Origin of the sequence: Stenotrophomonas sp. Br8 (assembly GCF_014763005.1) — a bacterium.
Taxonomy (GTDB): domain Bacteria; phylum Pseudomonadota; class Gammaproteobacteria; order Xanthomonadales; family Xanthomonadaceae; genus Stenotrophomonas; species Stenotrophomonas lactitubi.
In genome coordinates this window covers 57,979-76,834 of sequence record NZ_JACGTN010000011.1, presented here as the reverse complement: position 1 = coordinate 76,834, position 18,856 = coordinate 57,979, and the positions used below count along the sequence as shown (strand labels likewise).

The 18,856-nt window shown below is 66.3% G+C and carries 15 protein-coding genes; 9 read left to right on the top strand and 6 right to left on the bottom strand.

All coding sequences use genetic code 11. The features are described from left to right. Positions 1–225: 225 nt before the first annotated feature. Positions 226–1,269, bottom strand: a complete 1,044-nt coding sequence (locus H3005_RS11375) for an oxidoreductase (RefSeq protein WP_100553568.1) — start codon at positions 1,267–1,269, stop codon at positions 226–228. Between the two features lie 188 nt (positions 1,270–1,457). Between H3005_RS11375 and H3005_RS11370 the strand changes: the two genes are divergently transcribed. From H3005_RS11370 to H3005_RS11355, 4 genes are all read left to right on the top strand, one after another. After that, positions 1,458–1,841: a BON domain-containing protein gene (locus H3005_RS11370; RefSeq protein ID WP_025878697.1), complete on the top strand. Its 384-nt coding sequence runs from the start codon at positions 1,458–1,460 to the stop codon at positions 1,839–1,841. Between the two features lie 202 nt (positions 1,842–2,043). Beyond that, positions 2,044–3,861: an ATP-binding protein gene (locus H3005_RS11365; protein ID WP_100553567.1), complete on the top strand. Its 1,818-nt coding sequence runs from the start codon at positions 2,044–2,046 to the stop codon at positions 3,859–3,861. Continuing rightward, positions 3,858–4,298: a response regulator gene (locus tag H3005_RS11360; RefSeq protein WP_025878695.1), complete on the top strand. Its 441-nt coding sequence runs from the start codon at positions 3,858–3,860 to the stop codon at positions 4,296–4,298. Before H3005_RS11365 ends, H3005_RS11360 begins: the two co-directional genes overlap by 4 nt. A gap of 4 nt (positions 4,299–4,302) precedes the next feature. Beyond that, the gene (locus H3005_RS11355; protein ID WP_100553566.1) at positions 4,303–5,814 is read left to right on the top strand and encodes a hybrid sensor histidine kinase/response regulator; all 1,512 of its coding nucleotides are present in this window, start codon (positions 4,303–4,305) and stop codon (positions 5,812–5,814) included. Positions 5,815–5,918: 104 nt separating this feature from the next. Here the strand turns inward: H3005_RS11355 and H3005_RS11350 are convergent, their stop codons facing one another. After that, positions 5,919–6,668, bottom strand: coding sequence for a 20S proteasome subunit A/B (locus tag H3005_RS11350; RefSeq protein WP_191078214.1), 750 nt, complete (start codon positions 6,666–6,668; stop codon positions 5,919–5,921). Positions 6,669–6,761: 93 nt separating this feature from the next. Between H3005_RS11350 and folK the strand changes: the two genes are divergently transcribed. Further along, complete coding sequence (folK, locus tag H3005_RS11345) at positions 6,762–7,262, top strand: 2-amino-4-hydroxy-6-hydroxymethyldihydropteridine diphosphokinase (RefSeq protein WP_191078213.1); 501 nt, start codon at positions 6,762–6,764, stop codon at positions 7,260–7,262. Between the two features lie 61 nt (positions 7,263–7,323). Here the strand turns inward: folK and H3005_RS11340 are convergent, their stop codons facing one another. Further along, positions 7,324–8,061: a pteridine reductase gene (locus H3005_RS11340; protein ID WP_099820925.1), complete on the bottom strand. Its 738-nt coding sequence runs from the start codon at positions 8,059–8,061 to the stop codon at positions 7,324–7,326. Between the two features lie 59 nt (positions 8,062–8,120). Here H3005_RS11340 and H3005_RS11335 point away from each other — a divergent pair, with 59 nt between their 5' ends. Together H3005_RS11335 and H3005_RS11330 are read left to right on the top strand one after the other, a co-directional pair. Beyond that, on the top strand, positions 8,121–9,305 hold the full coding sequence (locus tag H3005_RS11335) for an SAM-dependent methyltransferase (RefSeq protein WP_191078212.1): 1,185 nt from the start codon (positions 8,121–8,123) through the stop codon (positions 9,303–9,305). Beyond that, positions 9,302–9,694, top strand: coding sequence for a VanZ family protein (locus H3005_RS11330; RefSeq protein WP_191078211.1), 393 nt, complete (start codon positions 9,302–9,304; stop codon positions 9,692–9,694). The genes H3005_RS11335 and H3005_RS11330 overlap by 4 nt, the downstream gene beginning before the upstream one ends. 84 nt (positions 9,695–9,778) lie before the next feature. On the opposite strand, the gene H3005_RS11325 is transcribed toward H3005_RS11330, so the two are convergent. The 3 genes from H3005_RS11325 to H3005_RS11315 form a co-directional block, all read right to left on the bottom strand. After that, entirely contained in the window at positions 9,779–12,133 is a 2,355-nt protein-coding gene (locus H3005_RS11325) for a family 20 glycosylhydrolase (RefSeq protein ID WP_191078210.1), read from the bottom strand. A gap of 112 nt (positions 12,134–12,245) precedes the next feature. Continuing rightward, the gene (locus H3005_RS11320; RefSeq protein WP_191078209.1) at positions 12,246–14,909 is read right to left on the bottom strand and encodes a TonB-dependent receptor; all 2,664 of its coding nucleotides are present in this window, start codon (positions 14,907–14,909) and stop codon (positions 12,246–12,248) included. Positions 14,910–15,052: 143 nt separating this feature from the next. After that, positions 15,053–16,069, bottom strand: a complete 1,017-nt coding sequence (locus H3005_RS11315; RefSeq protein ID WP_191078208.1) for a glucokinase family protein — start codon at positions 16,067–16,069, stop codon at positions 15,053–15,055. Between the two features lie 385 nt (positions 16,070–16,454). Between H3005_RS11315 and H3005_RS11310 the strand changes: the two genes are divergently transcribed. Continuing rightward, positions 16,455–17,747: a sugar MFS transporter gene (locus tag H3005_RS11310; protein ID WP_191078207.1), complete on the top strand. Its 1,293-nt coding sequence runs from the start codon at positions 16,455–16,457 to the stop codon at positions 17,745–17,747. Positions 17,748–17,786: 39 nt separating this feature from the next. Further along, positions 17,787–18,854: a LacI family DNA-binding transcriptional regulator gene (locus H3005_RS11305; protein ID WP_099821016.1), complete on the top strand. Its 1,068-nt coding sequence runs from the start codon at positions 17,787–17,789 to the stop codon at positions 18,852–18,854. Positions 18,855–18,856 lie beyond the last annotated feature (2 nt).

Here is an 18,856-nt window from a genome sequence, read left to right as displayed (position 1 = left end):
GATTTTGTTTTTTTGATTTTCCGTGGCGGACGCGCACGGAAACTGTCCGTGGCCGGGCGGGCAGGCTGTGCGGGGGCGTGAGCCGCATGGATGCGGCGACCGAGCTTACATGGACGTACTTGCAGCGTCCCCCGCAACCGGACCCACCCCGCCATCCCTCAGCAGCCCAGCTTTTGCCGTTGCCGTTGCCGTTGCCTCGGCAGGTGCAGGGCGCAACCCTGCCGATCACCCCACCCGCACCCGCCGCCCTTCGCGCGCGCTGTCCATCCCCGCCTGCAGCAACCGCATCACCTGCAACGCCTGCTGCGCGCTGACCGTCGGCTCACCCTCGCCCTGCATCGCCGCTGCGAAGTCGGCATACAGGCGCCGGTAGTCACCCGGCAGGTTGTCCACGGTGCTGCGCTGCACGTTGTCCTCCGCATCGCAGTGCAGCAGTTCGCCGTGGTGCGGATCGATGCCCCATCCCGGCGCGCCTGGCGCGACGCCGCGACGCAGCTGCGCTTCCTGCACGTCCAGGCCGTGCTTGATCCAGCTGGCCCGCGTGCCATGCACGGCGAAACGGGGGGCAGGCGCAGCGACCAGTGAACCGGCATGCACGATCGCGCGATGGCGTGGGTAATGCAGTACCGCATGGAAATAGTCGACGCCGCTGCCGCCTTCGCGCTGCACGGCAAGATCCGCATCGATCGCCTGCGGACAGCCGAACAGCACCAGCATCTGGTCCAGCAGGTGCGGCCCCAGGTCGTACCACAGGCCGCTGCCCGGCCCATCCTGCTCGCGCCAGCGTTCGCGCACCCGCGGGCGGTAGCGGTCGAAATGGGCGTGGCATTCGGCGATGTCACCCAGCGTGCCGTCGGCAAGCAGTGCCTGCAGGGTCAGGAAGTCCGCATCGAAGCGCCGGTTCTGGAACACGGTGGCGATGCGTCCGGCGCTGCGCGCTGCAGCCAGCACCTGCTCGGCTTCGTCCACGTTCACCGCGAACGGTTTGTCGACCAGTACGTGCTTGCCGGCGGCCAGCGCGGCGATGGCCAACGGCGCGTGCTGTTCGTTCGGGGTAGCGATGACCACCGCATCCACCGCCGGGTCATCGAAGACCTCCTGCGCGGTAGCGCGTATGTGGACGTCACTGAAGGTGCGCAGCAGCGTATCGCGCTGCGAACTGACGACGCTGTGCAGGGCCAACCCCGGCGTGTGCCGGATCAGCGGGGCGTGGAAGACGCGGCCGGCCAGGCCGTAGCCGATCAGGGCCAGTTGCAGCTCGGGGCGCATGGGAAGACTCCGCGCGGATCGGGAAGTGCAGGACAGGAACCTCAGGGTAAACGAGATGACTACGCGCCCGGAAGCTGAACGATTCCCGCTTCAGGTGTGCCCATTCACGTGAGCATGACCGCAGCGCCACGCCTGCACTACAAGCAGTTGGCGACACTGGGCGCACCAACCAGTAGGAGAACCACACGATGAGCACCACGACCCGCACGCTGTTGGCTTCCGCCCTCACCCTGGGCCTGGCGCTGTCCTCCTCGGCCGCTTTCGCCCAGGATGCTGCAGCGAAGAGCCCGCCGAAAACCGATCATTCGGCGATGACCCATGCCGACCGCCATGATTCCAACGAGCCGGTCACCGACAGCTGGATCACCACCAAGGTCAAGGCCGATCTGCTCGCCAGCAGCAATGTGCCGGGTACCGAAGTGAAGGTGGAGACGGTCAATGGCGTGGTCAGCCTGAGCGGCACCGTCGCCACCAAGGCCGAGCATGACAAGGCCATCGCCACCGCCAAGGGCATCAAGGGCGTGACCCGCGTTGATGCCGCCGCGCTGAAGGTCAGTGCCGCCAAGCGTTGATCGACACCGCAGGTTGCCAGCAGGGGCGCTCCCACGGGGGCGCCCCTGTTTTATAGCGTCGGGCCTGCTCGACGCGTGCGGGTGGGCGGCCCGCCTGATGGACCGATTACCCCAGAGATGTGACCGGCTGCGCTATATTGCCGGTTCCGCTGCGGCCGATCCTGTCCGGATCGCACTCCCGCAGTTGAGCTGACGAGGAACTATGGCGCTGGTTTTCAGTGATGACATCTGGGATCGCTGGCGACTGCCTGCTCTGGCATTGGCAGCGGCAGCCATCATCGTGGTCCCGTGGTTGACCCTGCGCAAACTGCAGCAGGACAACGAGCTGGCCATGGGCTGGGTGACCCATACCCAGCAGGTGACTGTGGCCCTGCAGCAGCTGCAGACCGACGTGCGTGACATCGAATCGGCTGCGTTGACGCTGTCCAAGGGCGTGGATGCGCCGGGCCTGCGCGAGCGCATGGCCAAGGCCAACGATATCCCCGAGCAGCTGGCCGAACTGGGCCGGATGACCCGCGACAATCCCGACCAGCTGATCCGCATCGGCCGCATCCAGTCGATGCTGGAAGGCCGTATGGGGGTTGCGCGTGAGCTGGCCAAGTCCGAGCCCAACAGCGATCAGCGCGAGCTGGTGCAGGACCTGAGCACGCGCTACCCGATCCGCGGCCTGGTGGAAGAACTGCAGGCCAGCGAGGAAGCGCTGCTGGCCCAGCGCGCCGCGCAGGCGGAGCGACAGAAGCGGCAGACCAACTTCGTCTCGTGGAGCTCGCTGCTGGTGCAGCTGGCGCTGCTCGGCCTGGTGCTGTGGCTGCTGCAACGACAGATTGGCCGCCGCCTGCAGGCTGAGCGACAGTCGCAGCGCGCCGCTGCGCGTGCGGCGTCGGTGCTGCAGACCGTGCGCGAACCGATCGTGCTGCTGGATCGCGAGCTGCGCGTGCAGCTGCACAATCCCGCGTTCTCCGAGTTGTACGGGCTGCAGGATGAGCGCGCCGATGGCCTGCTGCTGGAGAACGTAGGCGAAGGCGCATGGCGTGACCCGGTGGTTCGCCAGCGGCTGGCCGATGTGTTGCTGCGCGGCCGCGAGCTGTGGGATTTCGAACACGAACAACGCGGCGCCGACGGCATGTCCCGCTACATGCTGCTCAACGCGCGGCGCATGCCGCTGCCTGACACCGACGACGAAGTGGTGCTGCTGACCGTCAGCGATGTGACCGTGCAGCGCGCGGTGCAGACACGCGTTGAAGAATTGAACCGGCAGCTGGAAGGCAAGGTTGCCCAGGTCTCGGAGGTCAACCGCGAGCTGGAAGCGTTCAGCTACTCGGTGTCGCACGACCTGCGCGCGCCGCTGCGCCATGTCGCCGGTTTCTCGGACAAGCTGTCGCGCCACCTGGGCGAGGCGGCCGACGAGAAGAGCCAGCACTACCTGGGGGTGATCTCCGGTTCAGCGCGGCGCATGGCCACGTTGATTGATGACCTGCTGGTCTATTCGCGCCTGGGCCGCGCAGCGATGCGCCAACAGACCGTGGACATGCAATCGCTGGTGGCCGATACGCGCGCGATGCTCGACGCGAACGTGCAGAGCGAAGCCGAGAGCAGCGGCCATGCGCATCAGGTGGAGTGGAGCATCGCGCCGCTGCCGATCGTGGTGGGCGACGAAAACATGCTGCGCCAGGTCTGGCTGAACCTGCTGGGCAACGCGGTGAAATACTCGGCCAACCGCGAGCCGGCGAAGGTCCGCGTGGACTACCAGCAGCAGCCCGATGGCGGTCATCAGTTCACGGTCAGCGACAATGGTGCAGGCTTTGACATGGCCTACGCCGGCAAGTTGTTCGGCGTCTTCCAGCGCCTGCACAAGGCCAGCGACTATCCGGGCACCGGTATCGGCCTGGCCAGCGTACGCAGGGTGCTGACCCGCCACGGCGGCCGCATCTGGGCCGAAGCCGCACCAGATGCCGGCGCCACCTTCCACTTCTATCTTCCCCCCGTGCTCGACGCGGACAAACAGGGCCCCATCGCATGACGACGCTGCGCACCATCCTCCTTGCCGAAGACAGCCCGGCCGACGCCGAAATGGCGATCGATGCGCTGCAGGAAGCGCGGCTCGCCAATCCCATCGTGCACGTCGAAGACGGCGTGGAAGTGATGGATTACCTGCTGCGCCGTGGCGCCTTCGCCAGCCGCGAAGAAGGCCTGCCGGCGGTGCTGCTGCTGGACATCAAGATGCCGCGCATGGATGGCCTGGAAGTGCTGCGGCAGATCCGCGAGCACGATGAGCTGAAGCGGTTGCCGGTGGTGATCCTGTCGTCCTCGCGCGAGGAGAGCGACCTGGCCCGCAGCTGGGACATGGGCGTGAACGCATACGTGGTCAAGCCGGTGGACGTGGACCAGTTCTTCGGCGCAGTGCAGACCCTGGGCAAGTTCTGGGCACTGATCAACCAGGCTCCGGAGATCGAGTAAGCCCATGCCCCTGACCGGTCCCGCACTCGGCGCATTGCGCATCCTGCTGGTGGAAGATTCCCCCGAGGATGCCGAGCTGATGTCCGAACAGATGCTCGATGCAGGCCTTGAGGCCACGTTCGAGCGTGTCGAGAGTGCGGACGACCTGCGCCATGCGCTGGCGCGCTTCCAGCCGGACATCGTGCTGTCCGACCTGAGCATGCCTGGCTTCTCCGGCGACGACGCGCTGCGCATCGTGCGCGACGCGTTGCCGGAGGTGCCCTTCATCTTCGTCTCCGGCACCATGGGTGAGGAGAACGCGGTGGCGGCCCTGCAGAAGGGCGCCAACGATTACATCATCAAGCATCAGCCGGCACGCCTGCCGTCCGCCGTGGCGCGCGCGGTGCGTGAGGCACGCAGCGCCATCGAGCGCTCGCGGGTGGAAACCGAGCTGATGCGCGCGCAGCGGCTGGAAAGCCTGTCATTGCTGGCCGCAGGCCTGAGCCACGATCTGCGCAACATTCTGCAGCCGCTGCTGATCATGCCGGACCTGCTTAAGGCGCGTACCCAGGATCCGCAACTGCACCACCTGGCCGATGTGATCGCCGAGTGCGGTCGCCGTGGCCATGAGATGGCCGAATCGATGCTGTCGTTCGTGCGCGGGTCGCGCAAGGCCAGCGAGCGCATCCACATCGATGACCTGTTCCAGGCCGTGGCGCTGCTGTTGCGCAGCAACGTGCCCGATGGCGTCCGCCTGGACCTTGTGGTCGAGGATGAGGGGCTGGTGGTCGATGCCAACTACACCGAATTGCAGCAGGTGCTGTTGAACCTGGCGCTCAACGCGATCCAGGCGATGCCTGATGGCGGCAACCTGAGCCTGACCGCCAGCCATGGCGGCCAGCGCGATGGCGAGGACTGGCTGCGCATCGCGGTGGTCGATGAAGGCACCGGCATGGATGCGGACACGATGTCGCATCTGTTCAATCCGTTCTTCACCACCAAGGCCGATGGCACCGGGCTGGGCCTGATTTCCTGCAAGCGCATCGTTGAAGGCGCCGGTGGCAGCATCCACGTCAACAGCGAGCTGGGGCAGGGCACCTGCTTCGAGCTGCGCTTGCCGATGCATGCCAGCGCCGAGGGCGGCGAACCGATCGAACAACTGGTGGCGCTGGGCAGTGGCCAGTCGATCCTGGTGGTTGATGGTGAAGCCACGCGCCTGTCGCTGCTGGGCAATGCGCTGTCCAGCCAGGGCTACCAGCTGCAGCTGGCCTCCGATGGCCCGGCCGCGCTGCGCTGGATGCAGCAGGAAGCGATGCCGGCGCTGGTGATTGCCGATGCCGGCTCCAAGCTGTTGTCGGCCAGCCAGCTGCTGGGTGAGATGGCTACGCTCGGATACCGGGGCCCGGCACTGGTGCTGGAAGATGCTGCCGGGGAAATGCCGGCAGATGTGTTCCCCGCCGGCATCGAGGTGCACCTGCTGCGCAAGCCGCTGCAGATGCAGCAGGTGTTCCGCGCGGTGGCCGACGCGCTGGGCTGACGTCGAGGGAACGCCGTAGAGCCGAGCCCATGCTCGGCTGCTGTCTGCATCGGCTGCCTAAGCCGAGCATGGGCTCGGCTCTACAGGCGTGCAGCGGCGGCGTTTCAGCCCGGGCGATCCGTCGTTTCCCACGGAAACCGTGGCAGGCTTTCCACCGCCTGTTCCAGCCGCCGCGACCAGTTCTGATGGATGTCGGCGTACAGCGCTGAATCGGCGCCCAGCCGCAGCTGCTGGCTGATCCGCAGTTCGCCGGCCCGCAGCAGCGCCATATCCACCGGCAGGCCCACCGACAGGTTGGACCGGATGGTCGAATCGAGCGAAACGATTGCCGTGCGTGCGGCGTCTTCCAGATGCGTGGATGGGGTCAGGATGCGGTCCAGGATCGGCTTGCCGTACTTGGATTCACCGATCTGCAGATAGGGCGTTTCCGGCGAGGCAGCGATGGCGTTGCCCAGCGGGTAGACCATGTACAGGCCAGGCTGTTCGCCGGCAATCTGCCCGCCGAAGATCAGCGTCGCCTGGGTGTTCACCCCGTCATGGCCGTGTTCGGTGTGCTGGCTCTGCACCTGGCTGTCCACCAGCAGGGAGCCGACGTAGGCCGCGGCCTCGAACAGATGGGCCATGTCGCGCAGGTTCGGCGTGCGCCGCTCGTCGGCATCGCGCTTCAGCCGCGACACCAGCAACTGCGTCGTGGCCAGGTTGCCGGCGGCCATCACTACGTAGGCGGCCTGGCCGGGATATTCGAACACGTGCAGTTTGCGGTGCACGCGGACATCGTCCAGCGCGGCATTGGTGCGGGTGTCGGCGGCGAAGACCAGGCCCTCGTCCACCTCGATTCCAACGCAATAGGTCATGTCGGTGCCCTATCATATGCGTCCCGGATTGTAGGCAGGCCGTTGTGACGATGGCATGCCCGCGCTCCACCTGATTGCCGTCACCGGAACCGCATGACCACCGTGCTCCTGAGCCTGGGCAGCAACGTCCACCCCCGCCGCTACCTCCACGCTGCGGTGGCGGCCCTGCGCGAGCGCTTTGGTGCGCTGCAGGTGTCTGCCGCCTACCGCACCGCCGCCGTCGGTTTCGAGGGTCCGGCCTTCCTCAACAACGGCGTTGCCATCGAGACCGACCTGCCGCTGCAGGAGCTGGATGACTGGCTGCATGCGCTGGAAGATGCGCACGGTCGTGACCGCAGCGGTCCGCGTTTCTCCGACCGGACCCTGGACGTCGATGTGGTGTTCTATGGCGACCTGGTGGTGGAAGGCCCCGGCCATCTGCGCATTCCGCGCCCGGAACTGAAGCATGCGTTCGTGCTGAAGCCACTGGCTGATATCGCCCCGGGTTTCATCGATCCGGTCAGCGGCCTGGACCTGGCCACGCTGTGGCGCGCGCACAAGCAGTATGGCGAAGCATTCGAGACGGTCGAGCTGGATCCCGACGCGCTGGATTGACCCGACGCAGCCACCCATGGGGTGGCTCTACTGTAGAGCCACCCCATGGGTGGCTGAACGATCAACTCACCGTACGCCCACCATCCACACGCAGGGTATGGCCGGTGACGAAGCTGGCCTCGGCCGCCAGCCAGTACACCGCTTCGGCGATTTCCTCGACCGTGCCGATCCGCGCCAGCGGCGTGCGTGCCAGCAGCGCCTCGCGGGCGAAATCGTCCTTGCCCTGTTCCGGCCACAGGATCGCACCGGGCGCCACCGCATTCACCCGCACCTTCGGCGCCAGTTCCAGCGCCAGCGAGCGGGTCGCCATCTCCAGCGCCGCCTTGGCCATCGTGTAGGCGATGTGGTTGGGCATCGGGTCGGTGCCGTGCAGGTCGGTCAGGTTGACGATGCAGCCGTGCTGGCGGCGCAGGTACGGCGCGGCGGCCTGGGCCAGCAGCAGCGGCGCGCGCGCGTTGACCGCGTACAGCTCGTCCATCGCCTCGGCGGTGACCTGGCCGAGCGGGGTGGGGAAGAAGTTGGAGGCGTTGTTGACCAGCGCATCGAGGCGGCCGAAGTGGGTCACCGCCTGCTCGACCAGATCGGCCAGGGCGTCGGCGTCGCGCAGGTCGGCCTGCAACGCCAGCACGCTGCCGGGGCGCTCGTTGTCCAGGTTGAAGGCGGCCTGCTGCAGTTCGGCGCTGGAGGTATGGGCGTGCAGCACCACCGACCAGCCACAGGCGTGGAACTGGCGGGCGATGGCCGCGCCGATCCGGCGCGCGCTGCCGGTGATCAGGGCCACGGGGGCGGTATCACTCATCGAGGGTCCTCCAAGGCTCGGCTATCCTGTGCACCATTGTCACCGCATTCGAAGACGCCATGCAGCCTACCTTCCCCCTGCCCGAAGCCGATGCCCTGGCCCACAGCGATCAACTGGCCGCCGCACTGCGCGCCGAGATCCTCGCACAGGGCGGGGCGATGCCGTTCTCCCGCTTCATGGAGCTGTGCCTGTACACGCCGGGCTGGGGTTACTACAGCGCCGGCGCCAGCAAATTCGGCGGCAGCGGCGATTTCACCACCGCACCCGAGCTGGGCAGCCTGTTCGCCGGCAGCGTAGCCAATGCGCTGGCGCCGGTGTTCGGCCAGCTCGATGCGCAGGCGCGGATGCTGGAACTGGGCGGCGGCACGGGTGCCTTCGCCGAGGCGGTGCTGCTGCGCCTGGCCGAGCTGGACGCGCTGCCGGCCCGCTACGCGATCCTCGAGCCCAGCGCGGACCTGCGCCAGCGCCAGCAGGAGCGCCTGCAGCAGAACCTGCCGCCTGAGCTGGCCAGCCGGGTGGAGTGGCTTGATCGCCCGTTCGAGGACGACTGGGACGGCGTGGTGTTCGCCAACGAGGTGATCGATGCGCTGCCGACACCGCGCTTCCTGATCAAGGACGGCGAGGTGTACGAGGAAACCGTCGAACTGGACGGGCAGGGCAACTTCATCCGTGGCGCGCAGCCGGCCGACCTGCTGCTCAACGGCGCGGTGCGCCACCTCGAACGCTACCTGGAAAAGCCCTTTGCCGACGGCTACCGTTCCGAGGTGCTGCCGCAGCTGCCGTACTGGCTGCAGGCGGTGGCCGGTGGCCTGCGCCGCGGCGCGATGCTGTTCGTGGATTACGGCTACAACCGGGGCGAGTTCTACCAGGAAGAGCGCGATGACGGCACCGTGCGCGCGTTCTACCGCCATCACGTCCACAACGAGATCCATCGCTGGCCCGGCCTGCAGGACATCACCGCATCGGTCGATTTCACCGCCATGGCCGAGGCCGGCCTGCACGGCGGTTTTGAACTGGCCGGTTACTGCAGCCAGGCCAGTTTCCTGCTCGGCAACGGCCTGGACCAGGTACTGACCCTGGCCGAGGAGCGCACCGATGAAGTGGGCCGCATCCAGCTGCGCGATCAGGTGAAGAAGCTGACCCTGCCAACGGAGATGGGCGAGCGGTTCCAGGCCATTGGCCTGCAGCGCGACGTCGATTTCGAACCGGCCTTCGAACTGGGCGACCTGAGCTGGCGCCTGTGAGTGCAGCGTTGCCGGTGATCAAGCCGCTGCGGCGGCCACGCCTGTGGAGCGCGTTGTGGGTGTTGGCGGTGCTGACGGTGATCGTGGTCTGCCTGATTCCGCCGCCGCCGATCCCGTTGCCGGAAAACAGCGACAAGGGCGAGCATTTCCTGGCCTATTTCATCCTGGCCGGCAGCGCGGTGCAGTTGTTCCGGCGTGGCCGCCCACTGCTGTGGGTGGCGGCTGGCCTGGTGCTGATGGGCGTCGGCATCGAGTTCGCGCAGGGCGCGTTGACCAGCAACCGCATGGCCGATCCGATGGATGCGGTGGCCAACACCATCGGCGTGTTGGCGGGGATGGCCACCGCATTGACCCCGCTGCGCGACATCCTGCTGCGCTGGCGGGGGTAAAGGCGTGCCAACCAAGGTTGGCACCTACCGGTAGATCCACGCCATGCGTGGATGAATCTGCCCGTCGCCAACCAAGGTTGGCAGCTACCGGAGCGTCACCTCATCCAGCACCCACATCGCCGGGCGCGTGTCGCCGGTGAAGTTGATGCACAGATCGCCCGTGCCCGAGGTGCCCTTCGGCAGCGCTGCGCGCAGGCTGACGAAGCCATCGGCATCGGTCTGCGCCGGCAGCGGCACCTGTGCCAGCACCTTGCCCGTGCAGTCACCGCGGCGGATCAGCATTTCGCCGTGCGCGCTCCGGGCCTTTTCGAAGCGACGCTTCGGCTCGTCGTGGGCCAGCTGGAAGTAGTACGGAATGCGGCCCGCACGCACTTCCACGCTGCCGATGCCATCGAGCTGTGCCTGCGGCCAACGCCAGCACGGCTGGAAGATGTCGACGGTGAACACCGCACGCGCACCTTCGCGCGGACCATCATCTTCCAGGCGCAGTACCAGGCCCTTCTCGCCCACGCAGCTGCGCAGTTCTTCGCTGTGCCGCGACAGCAGCGACTGCGCGGTGTACGACGTCACCGTCGGCTTCGCAGCCAGCGGCTGGCCCTGGTAGAACGCAGCCGCCTGCACCGTCGCCGGCAGCGAGGACGTCAGCGGCTGCTGGTACAGCGGCGACTGCGCGGTCACCGGCTTTCCGTCTTTGCTGTAGCGCACTTCATAGCCCAGCGGATTGGCCAGCGACACGGTCACCGTGTTCGCCGCGCGGTCATCGGTGTAGGCCACGCCCACTTCAAACGGCGTCTGTGCATACGCCAGTCCCCAGGCCCGATAGCGCTGCAGCTGCGAGGGCAGACGGGCCAGGAAGTCGCGGAAATCACGATGCTCCGGCGTGCTCCAGCCGGTCTCGGCCACGGCGGCCAGTCGCGGGAACAGGTTGTGCTGCAGACGCGCGTAGGTGCGCGTGTGCTCGGTGAACATGTTCGCCTGCAGGCCGAGGATGTGACCGCGCTTGTCGGCTGCCAGTTCGGCCGGCACCGGTTCGTAGTTGTAGAGCTTGGCCAGGTTCACCTGCGTCGGCCGGCCCGGCGGCTCGTTCGGCGAGGCGGTCTGCAGGTAATCCAGGTACAGGTGGCTGACCGGCGACATCACCACATCGTGGCCCGCGCTGGCCGCGGCCAGCCCACCCTCGGTACCGCGCCAGGACATCACCGTGGCCTGCGGCGGCAGGCCGCCTTCAAGGATTTCGTCCCAGCCGATCAGGCGACGGTCGTGTTCTTCCAGGAAGGTTTCCAGGCGCTTGATGATGTGGCTCTGCATGGCCATCTCATCCTTGATGCCGAGCGCGCGCATACGCTGCTGCACCTGTTTTGAGGCCTCCCACTGGTCCTTCACTGCCTCGTCGCCACCTACGTGCACGTACTTGGCCGGGAACAGGGCGATGACTTCTTCCAGCACGTTTTCCAGGAAGGTGACGGTGCCGTCCTCGACGTTGAACAGGTTCGGGAACACGCCCCATTCGCTCAACGGCTTCAGTGGCGTGTCGATCGTGCCCAGTTCCGGATAGGCAGCGATGGCAGCGGTGGCGTGGCCGGGTACATCGATCTCCGGAATCACCTGGATATGCAGCGCGGCCGCGTACGCGATCACTTCGCGGATCTGGTCCTGCGTGTAGAAGCCGCAGTACGGATGTTCCTTGCCGCTGATCGGATCTATGCCGCCGTCACCGGCTGGCAGGCGGCAACTGCCGACTTCGGTCAGCTTCGGGTAGCGCTTGATCTCCATGCGCCAGCCCTGGTCGTCGGTCAGGTGCCAATGGAAGGTGTTGAGCTTGTGCGCGGCCATCGCATCGAGCACGCGCTTGATCTCATCCAGGCTCTGGAAGTGCCGCGCCGAGTCGAGCATGAAGCCACGCCAGCTGAAACGCGGCGCATCCTGGATCTGCACGGCGGGCAGCACGCCGTTGCTGCCGCCGGTGGCGAGCTGGGCCAGCGTAGTGGCGCCGTAGAACAGGCCGGTCTCGTTGCCGGCCTGCACCAGCACGCCCTGCGCGGTGCTTTCCAGCGTGTAGCCCTCGCCACTGTCGCGGAAGGTCGGCACGATCTGGAAGCGGATGCTGCCGCCCTTGGTGGCGGCCTTGCCGTTGGCCACTGCCAGGCGCGGCCCACCACTGCGCGCCAGCAGGTCGGCGAACTGTGCAGCGACGCGCTGTGCGGCTTCGCCATCGGCATGCAGCACGGTGCCCGCGCCGACGGTGATGCCCGCACCGTTGCCGCGCTGCACGTTGGCCGGTGCGGGAATCAGCATCAGGCTGCCGGCGCGCAGCTGCGGGCCGGGGCCGGTATCGAGTGCCGGGGCATCGGCGGCCAGTGCCGGCAGCACGGGCAGGGCGGCCAGCAGGCTGCCCAGCAACAGAAGGCTGCGCATCCTGGCGCGGGTGGGCTTCGTCATCGGAACGACTCCTTGGATCGGGTGCGATGTTCGCTATACATGAAAAACGCCGGGCCCGGAATGACCCAGGCCCGGCGTGCGTGCACGACTCGGCGATGAAGCTGCCGCTGGATCAGTACTTGAAGCGGAAGTTCAGGTAGTACTGGCGACCGTTGCTGTAGAACGAGGTCGGAATGGCCGCGGTCTGGTAGTACTTGTAGGTCGGGTTGTTGAGGTTCAGGCCATCCAGGCTGATGCTCAGCCAGTCGGTGGCCTTGAAGCTCAGCGACGCCGACAGCGTGCCGAAGTCATCCTGATAGTACGGGTTGGTGCCCGACAGGCTGATCAGGAACGAGGAACGGTGGGTGTAGCTGACCCGTGCACCAAAGCGCTCGTTCTCGAAGTATGCGCCCACGTTGTAGGTGTTCTTCGAGGTGCCCAGCAGGTTGTGCGAGCCGTCCGACCAGGTGTGGGCGGTCGTGCCGTTGGCGTAGGTGTAGTTGGCGTTGACACCAAAGTACTCGCCGATCGGCTGCTCGTAGGCCACTTCCACACCAGTGACCTTGCCGTCGGCATTGATCGGGGTGGAGATCTGGTAGGTCTCAAGCCGGTTGGTCAGTTCGCTGTACAGCTGGCGCGAGACCACGTCGAAGGCGATGTAGTCCTTCAGGTCCATGTGGTAAGCGCCGACCGACAGCAGGCCGCGCGGCATGAAGTACCACTCCAGGTTCGCATCCAGGTTGGTGGACAGCGTCGGCTTGAGGTTCGGGTTGCCGCCACCGCCGGTCCGGTTCAGATCCGAACCGTAGGACGATGCACCCAGTGCCGAGTAGTCGGGCAGGGTCTGGGTCTGCGAAGCGGCGACGCGCAGCACGAGGTTGTCGTCCAGGTCGAACTTGATGTTGGCGCTGGGCAGCACGCGGTTGCGCTTGTTCTGGAAGGCGACGCGTTCCCACATGCCGAACAGGCTGCTGACGTCCGCATCGGCGGCATTGCTGACCGCGTTGTAGGTATTGATGTCCTGCTTGATGTTGACGTAGCGCAGGCCCAGGTTGCCGCTCCACCAGTCACCACGGAAGTTGGCCTGCACGTAGCCGGCGAAGTTCTTTTCCTTCACCTGCCACTCGGCACCGTAGTTGTGGCGACCGGTCGGGCCGTCGTTGCCCGCCAGCCAGGTGGAGTTGTTGGTCACCGCATCCTTCAGCGCACCCGGGGTGAAGTACCAGATGTTGCGCGGGAAGGTGCCGCCGATATCACCAGCGAAACCGTTCGGATAGTTGGAGGTGGCACCGTTCTTCAGCGCACTCCAGATGTCACCTGGGGTTGCCCCTTCCGGCGACAGCGCTTCGCGCTTGTGGTCGGCAAAGCGCAGACCGAAGTCGATGGAGCTCAGCACGCCGCCGTCGTTGAAGTACTGGTTGAAGTCGAGCGTGGCCCACTTCTCCTTGTCTTCGGCGGTGACCTGCTGGTTGCCCCAGGTGCCGAAGCTGGTCACGCCGTTGGGCGAGAGGTCGCCGCCAACGTTCCAGTCGATCGGCGAGCCGGCGCCATGGGTAGCCCAGCTGGCGCCACCGCCGCCGCCGACGGTCACCTCGGCGATGTACTGGCGCGGGGTTTCGCCGGTGCCCTTGGTGCTGCCGGCCTGGAACTTGGCGGTCAGGCTGTCGCTGATCTGCCAATCGGCATCGAAGGTGACATAGCTCGACTTGGCCTTCGACTCGCGGTAGATCATGTCGTACACCGCGTAGTTGGTGCCCGGCTTGCCCGTGTAGGTGGCATTGGTCAGCACGCCATCCTTCACCACATAGCCCGGATCCGGTGCCTGCGACTTGGCGAAGTTGTTGCCGAACATCATGAAGTTGCGGTTGTAGTTGTTCGCCTTCAGTTCGGAGCTGAAACCGTTCAGGCCCAGGGTGAGGGTGTCGGTCGGCTTGAACTGCAGCGAGACCAGGCCACCCTTGCGCTCACGGGTCTGTTCGAACAGGGTCGAACCCAGCAGGCCGGGAACGTTGACGCCGATCAGGTCCGGATTGGTCAGCGCCACTGGATCCTTGGCGCCGATCTGGAAGAAGCCACCCGGAATTTCCTGCGCTTCACGGCGCAGTTCGCGCTTCTGGCTGAAGCCCTGCACCATCACGCCGAAGGTGCCCTCATCGTTCTTGTAGTTGAACAATGCCGAGTACTGCGGGTCGTTCGACTTGGCCTGGTCCGAACGCACCATGCCGATCGAGCCTTCCGCAGTGAACTGCTTGGAGAATTCCAGCGGCTTGCGGGTGATGATGTTGACGGTACCGGTGGTACCACCGTCCTGCAGCTTGGCCTGCGAGGACTTGTTCACTTCAACCGAGCTGACCAGTTCCGACGGCAGCAGCGAGTAGCTGACGCTGCGGCCGACGTTGTTGCCCTGGCTGAGCACGAACCAGTCGGCCGAACCGACGGTGTGGCCGTTGATCAGGGTCTGGGTGAGGCTGGGGCTGGTGCCGCGCAGGCTGACACGGTCGGCTTCGTCGAAGCCGCCTTCATCGGCGCTGGACGAGCTGATGTTGACGCCCGGCAGGCGCTGCAGGGTGTCGGCAACGTTGTGCGCCGGCAGCTTGCCCACGTCTTCGGCGGTGACCACTTCCACGCGCGCATTGGCTTCGCGCTTGGTGTCCAGCGACTTTTCCATCGAACCGCGGATACCGGTAACGGTGACGGTGTCCAGATCGGTGGCGGTCTGGGCGGCCTGCTGCGCATGCGCACTGAAGGCGATGCAGCTGACGATGGCGGCCGAAAGCAAGGTCTTGCGGGTATTCATGATGTCTCTCCTCATCACTCGATTGGATGCCGGCGGCGATATGGGATTGCGGTTGCGATGACGTGCGCGGGGCGGCGGCGATGTCCCGGGCATTGGCGTGCCACGTACTGCGTGCTGCGATTGCGTTGAAGCCGTTTGCAGGTTCAGGCGTCGGCGTGGAGCAGGTACCAGCTGGCAGCGCCGATCACGCCCAGCTGTCCGTGTTCGACCACCTTCACCGGGATGCGTGCCAGCGCTTCGCCCATCGGCCCCTTCTGCAGGTAGCGTTCGACGAAGGTGCTGGTACGCAGGTACTCGCGGATCTGCGGCAGGATTCCACCGGCCAGGTAGACCCCGCCGTGGGCGCCATAGAACAGGGCCATGTCGCCGATGGTGCTGCCGAGCAGGCCGCAGAACACATCCAGCGCCTGCCGAGCCAGCGGATCGCTACCGGCCATCGCCGCAGCGGTGACCGCATCGGGGCTGGCCAGCGCCGGTGCCTGGTCCTGCAGTGCGCAGATCGCGCGGTACAGGTTCATCAGGCCGGGGCCGGAGATCGCATGTTCGATGGACACATGCGCGCGGTCGCGCTGCATGTGGCGGACGATCGCCATTTCCAGTTCGGTGCTGGCGGCCAGGGTCGGCTGGCCGGCTTCGGTGGCCAGTACCACCGGGCCGTTGGCCGTGGGAATCCACAATGCTGCACCCAGGCCGGTGCCGGGGCCGACCACCAGGGTCGGGCCACGCGGTGCGCTGTCCGGGCCACACAGGTGCAGCACGCCACTGGCATCGACCTGCGCGGCTGCATAGGCCACGGCTTCGAAGTCGTTGACGATGTGCACCCGCTGCAGGCCGACGTCGGCCTCGATCTGCCGGGCCGACAACGGCCATGGCACGTTCGCGGTGATCACCGTGCCGTCTTCGCGGGCATAGCCAGCGGTGGCGACCACGCAGTGCGACGGGCGCGGGCCTTCGGCCAGGAAGTCGGCGAGGATCGCGCTGAGCCCGGCATGGTCGGCGTTGCGGTACTTGCGGTAATCGAGCACGTGCACCGGATGGGCATCGTCGCCGCTGGCCTGGACCCGGGCGACACGCACATGGGTGCCGCCAACGTCGGCAGCCAGGAACGAGGGCGCGACGCGGGACAGGACATGGGCCGGGGCGGGATGGCTGGCGGTCACGCGGGCTCCTGCAGCAGGTGGGGCCGGCCCCGGGAAGGGCAACGATGAAGCCGGCGATTGGGGCGGAGTCTGTAACCGCGTTGACAACGATGTCAACGAGTTCGTGACACTTTCGTTGCTGCGCCGCAGCGAATGCAGATCGCCGTAAACGTTTACATGGCGTGAGTGCGGCATCCATGGCAGAACCGTTGCAGCAAGGGGCTTCAAGGGCAAAGCGCATTCAGCGGATGGCCGTGCAGCGGGCTTGCGCAGTGCAGCATCCGGTGTGGTGGGCCGTGCATGGAAGTTGACAAACGGTCGTCGTCCACCGAAAGAATGTGACAACGTTGTTCCCAGCCACTCTCCGACGCCGTGTTCTGCGGCCGTCGCCGCAGGAGCCTTCCTGATGTCAGCCGTCCCCGCTGCAAGCGCACGCCCGAACGTGGCCTCGTCCATCGCCATCGTCGGCGTGCTGTTTTTCCTGATCGGCTTCTTCACCTGGCTCAACGGCCCGTTGATCACCTTCGTCAAACTCGCCTTCGAGCTCAGCGAGGTCGGCGCCTTCCTGGTGCTGATGGTGTTCTACCTGTCCTACTTCTTCCTGGCCCTGCCGGCCTCGTGGATCCTGCGCCGCACCGGCATGAAAAAGGGCCTGAGCCTGAGCCTGCTGGTGATGGCCGGTGGTGCGGCGTTGTTCGGTGAATTCGCCACCCAGCGCTGGTATCCCGGCGCGCTCGGTGGCCTGTTCGTGATCGGTAGTGGACTTGCCTTGCTGCAGACCGCGATCAACCCGTACATCTCCATCCTCGGCCCGATTGAAACCGCCGCACGGCGCATCGCGATGATGGGCATCTGCAACAAGATCGCCGGCATGCTGGCGCCGGTGCTGATCGGCACGGTGGTGCTGCATGGCATCGGCGATCTGTCGGCCACGGTGGCCGCTGCCGATGAAGCGACCAAGGCGCAGCTGCTGAACGAATTCGCCGCCAAGATCCACGCGCCATATCTGGCCATGGCCGGCTTGCTGGTGGGGCTGGCGGTGGCGGTACTGTTCTCGCCGCTGCCTGAAATCAAGGCCTCCGAGGCCAATGCCACCCCGGCCGGCGCACCGGGCAAGGCCGAGCGCAGCAGCATCTTCCAGTTCCCGCATCTGTGGCTGGGCGTGCTGTGCCTGTTCGTCTATGTCGGCGTGGAAGTGATGGCCGGTGATGCCATCGGTACCTACGGTCATGGCTTCGACCTGCCGCTGGACCAGACCAAGATGTTCACCTCGCTCACCCTGGGCGCGATGCTGGTGGGCTACGTGGTGGGCCTGCTGCTGATCCCGAAGGTGGTCTCGCAGTCGCGCTACCTGACCGTCTCCGCGGTACTGGGCGTGGTGTTCTGCCTGGGCGCCTTCTTCACCCACGGCTATGTGTCGGTCGCCTTCGTGGCGCTGCTGGGCTTTGCCAACGCGATGATGTGGCCGGCGATCTTCCCGTTGGCGATCCGTGGCCTGGGCCGCTTCACCGAAACCGGTTCGGCGTTGCTGGTGATGGGCATCGCCGGCGGCGCGATCATTCCGCAGCTGTTCGCCGTGCTCAAGCAGCACATCGACTTCCAGCTGGTGTTCCTGCTGCTGATGGTGCCGTGCTACCTGTACATCCTGTTCTACTCGGTGGTCGGCCATCGCGTCGGCCTGCCGCAGGACAAGGGCTGATCGGCGATGATGGACGGCAGCCAACCCCAGGAAAAGCCGATGCGCAGAGCGACCATCAAGGACGTTGCCGAAAAGGCCAAGGTCTCGCTGAAGACGGTGTCGCGGGTGATCAACAACGAGCCCTCGGTGATGCAGGCCACCCGTGCGCGGGTGCTGCGTGCCATCGCCGAGCTCGACTACGAGCCCGATCCCTCCGCGCGCAACCTGCGCAGCGGCACCACCTTCGTGATCGGGCTGGTGTACGACAACCCGAACCCGTACCACATCATCGGCGTGCAGAACGGCGTGCTCGCCGCCTGCCGTGAAACCGGCTTCGGCCTGCAGATCCATCCGTGCGATTCCAGTTCGCCGCTGCTGGCCGATGAACTGGCCGACTGGGTGCAGCGCTCGCGCCTGGCCGGGCTGGTGCTGACCGCACCGATGTCCGAACGTCGCGATCTGATCCAGGCGCTCACTGCGCGTGGCATCAAGCTGGTGCGGATCATCGCGGCCACTGAAGATCCGGCCGACGGCGCCTGCGTGTTCGTCGACGACCGCGAAGCCGCCTACGAAATCACCGAACACCTGATCCAGCTGGGTCACCAGCGCATCGGCTTCCTCTGGGGTGGCACCTCGCACCGGTCGTCGGGCGAGCGCTACGCCGGTTACGAGGCCGCGCTGAAAGACTACGGCATGACCGTGGACAAGCATCTGGTGGTGCAGGGCGACTACACCTTCGATGACGGCTTCCGCGGTGCGCGGCGCCTGCTGGCACTGCGCGAACCGCCCACTGCCATCTTCGGTTCCAACGATGAAATCGCCGCCGGCGTGCTGGCCGCAGCGAAGTCGGCGGGCATGAACGTGCCTTACGACCTGTCCATCGCCGGCTTCGAGGACAGCCCGTTCTCGCGCCAGTCGTGGCCGCCGCTGACCACCGCCAAGCAGGCCACCGAAGACATCGCCCGCCATGCCGCGCGTCTGCTGATCGCGCAGCTGCGCAGTGACGCCTACGACGATGCGCCGGCGCCGCTGCACAACCAGGGCTTCGTGCCGCAGCTGGTGGTGCGCGGCTCGACCGCACCGATGCGGCCTGCCGCCGCCCGTCCCCTTCCTTCCGATCCTTCCTGAGC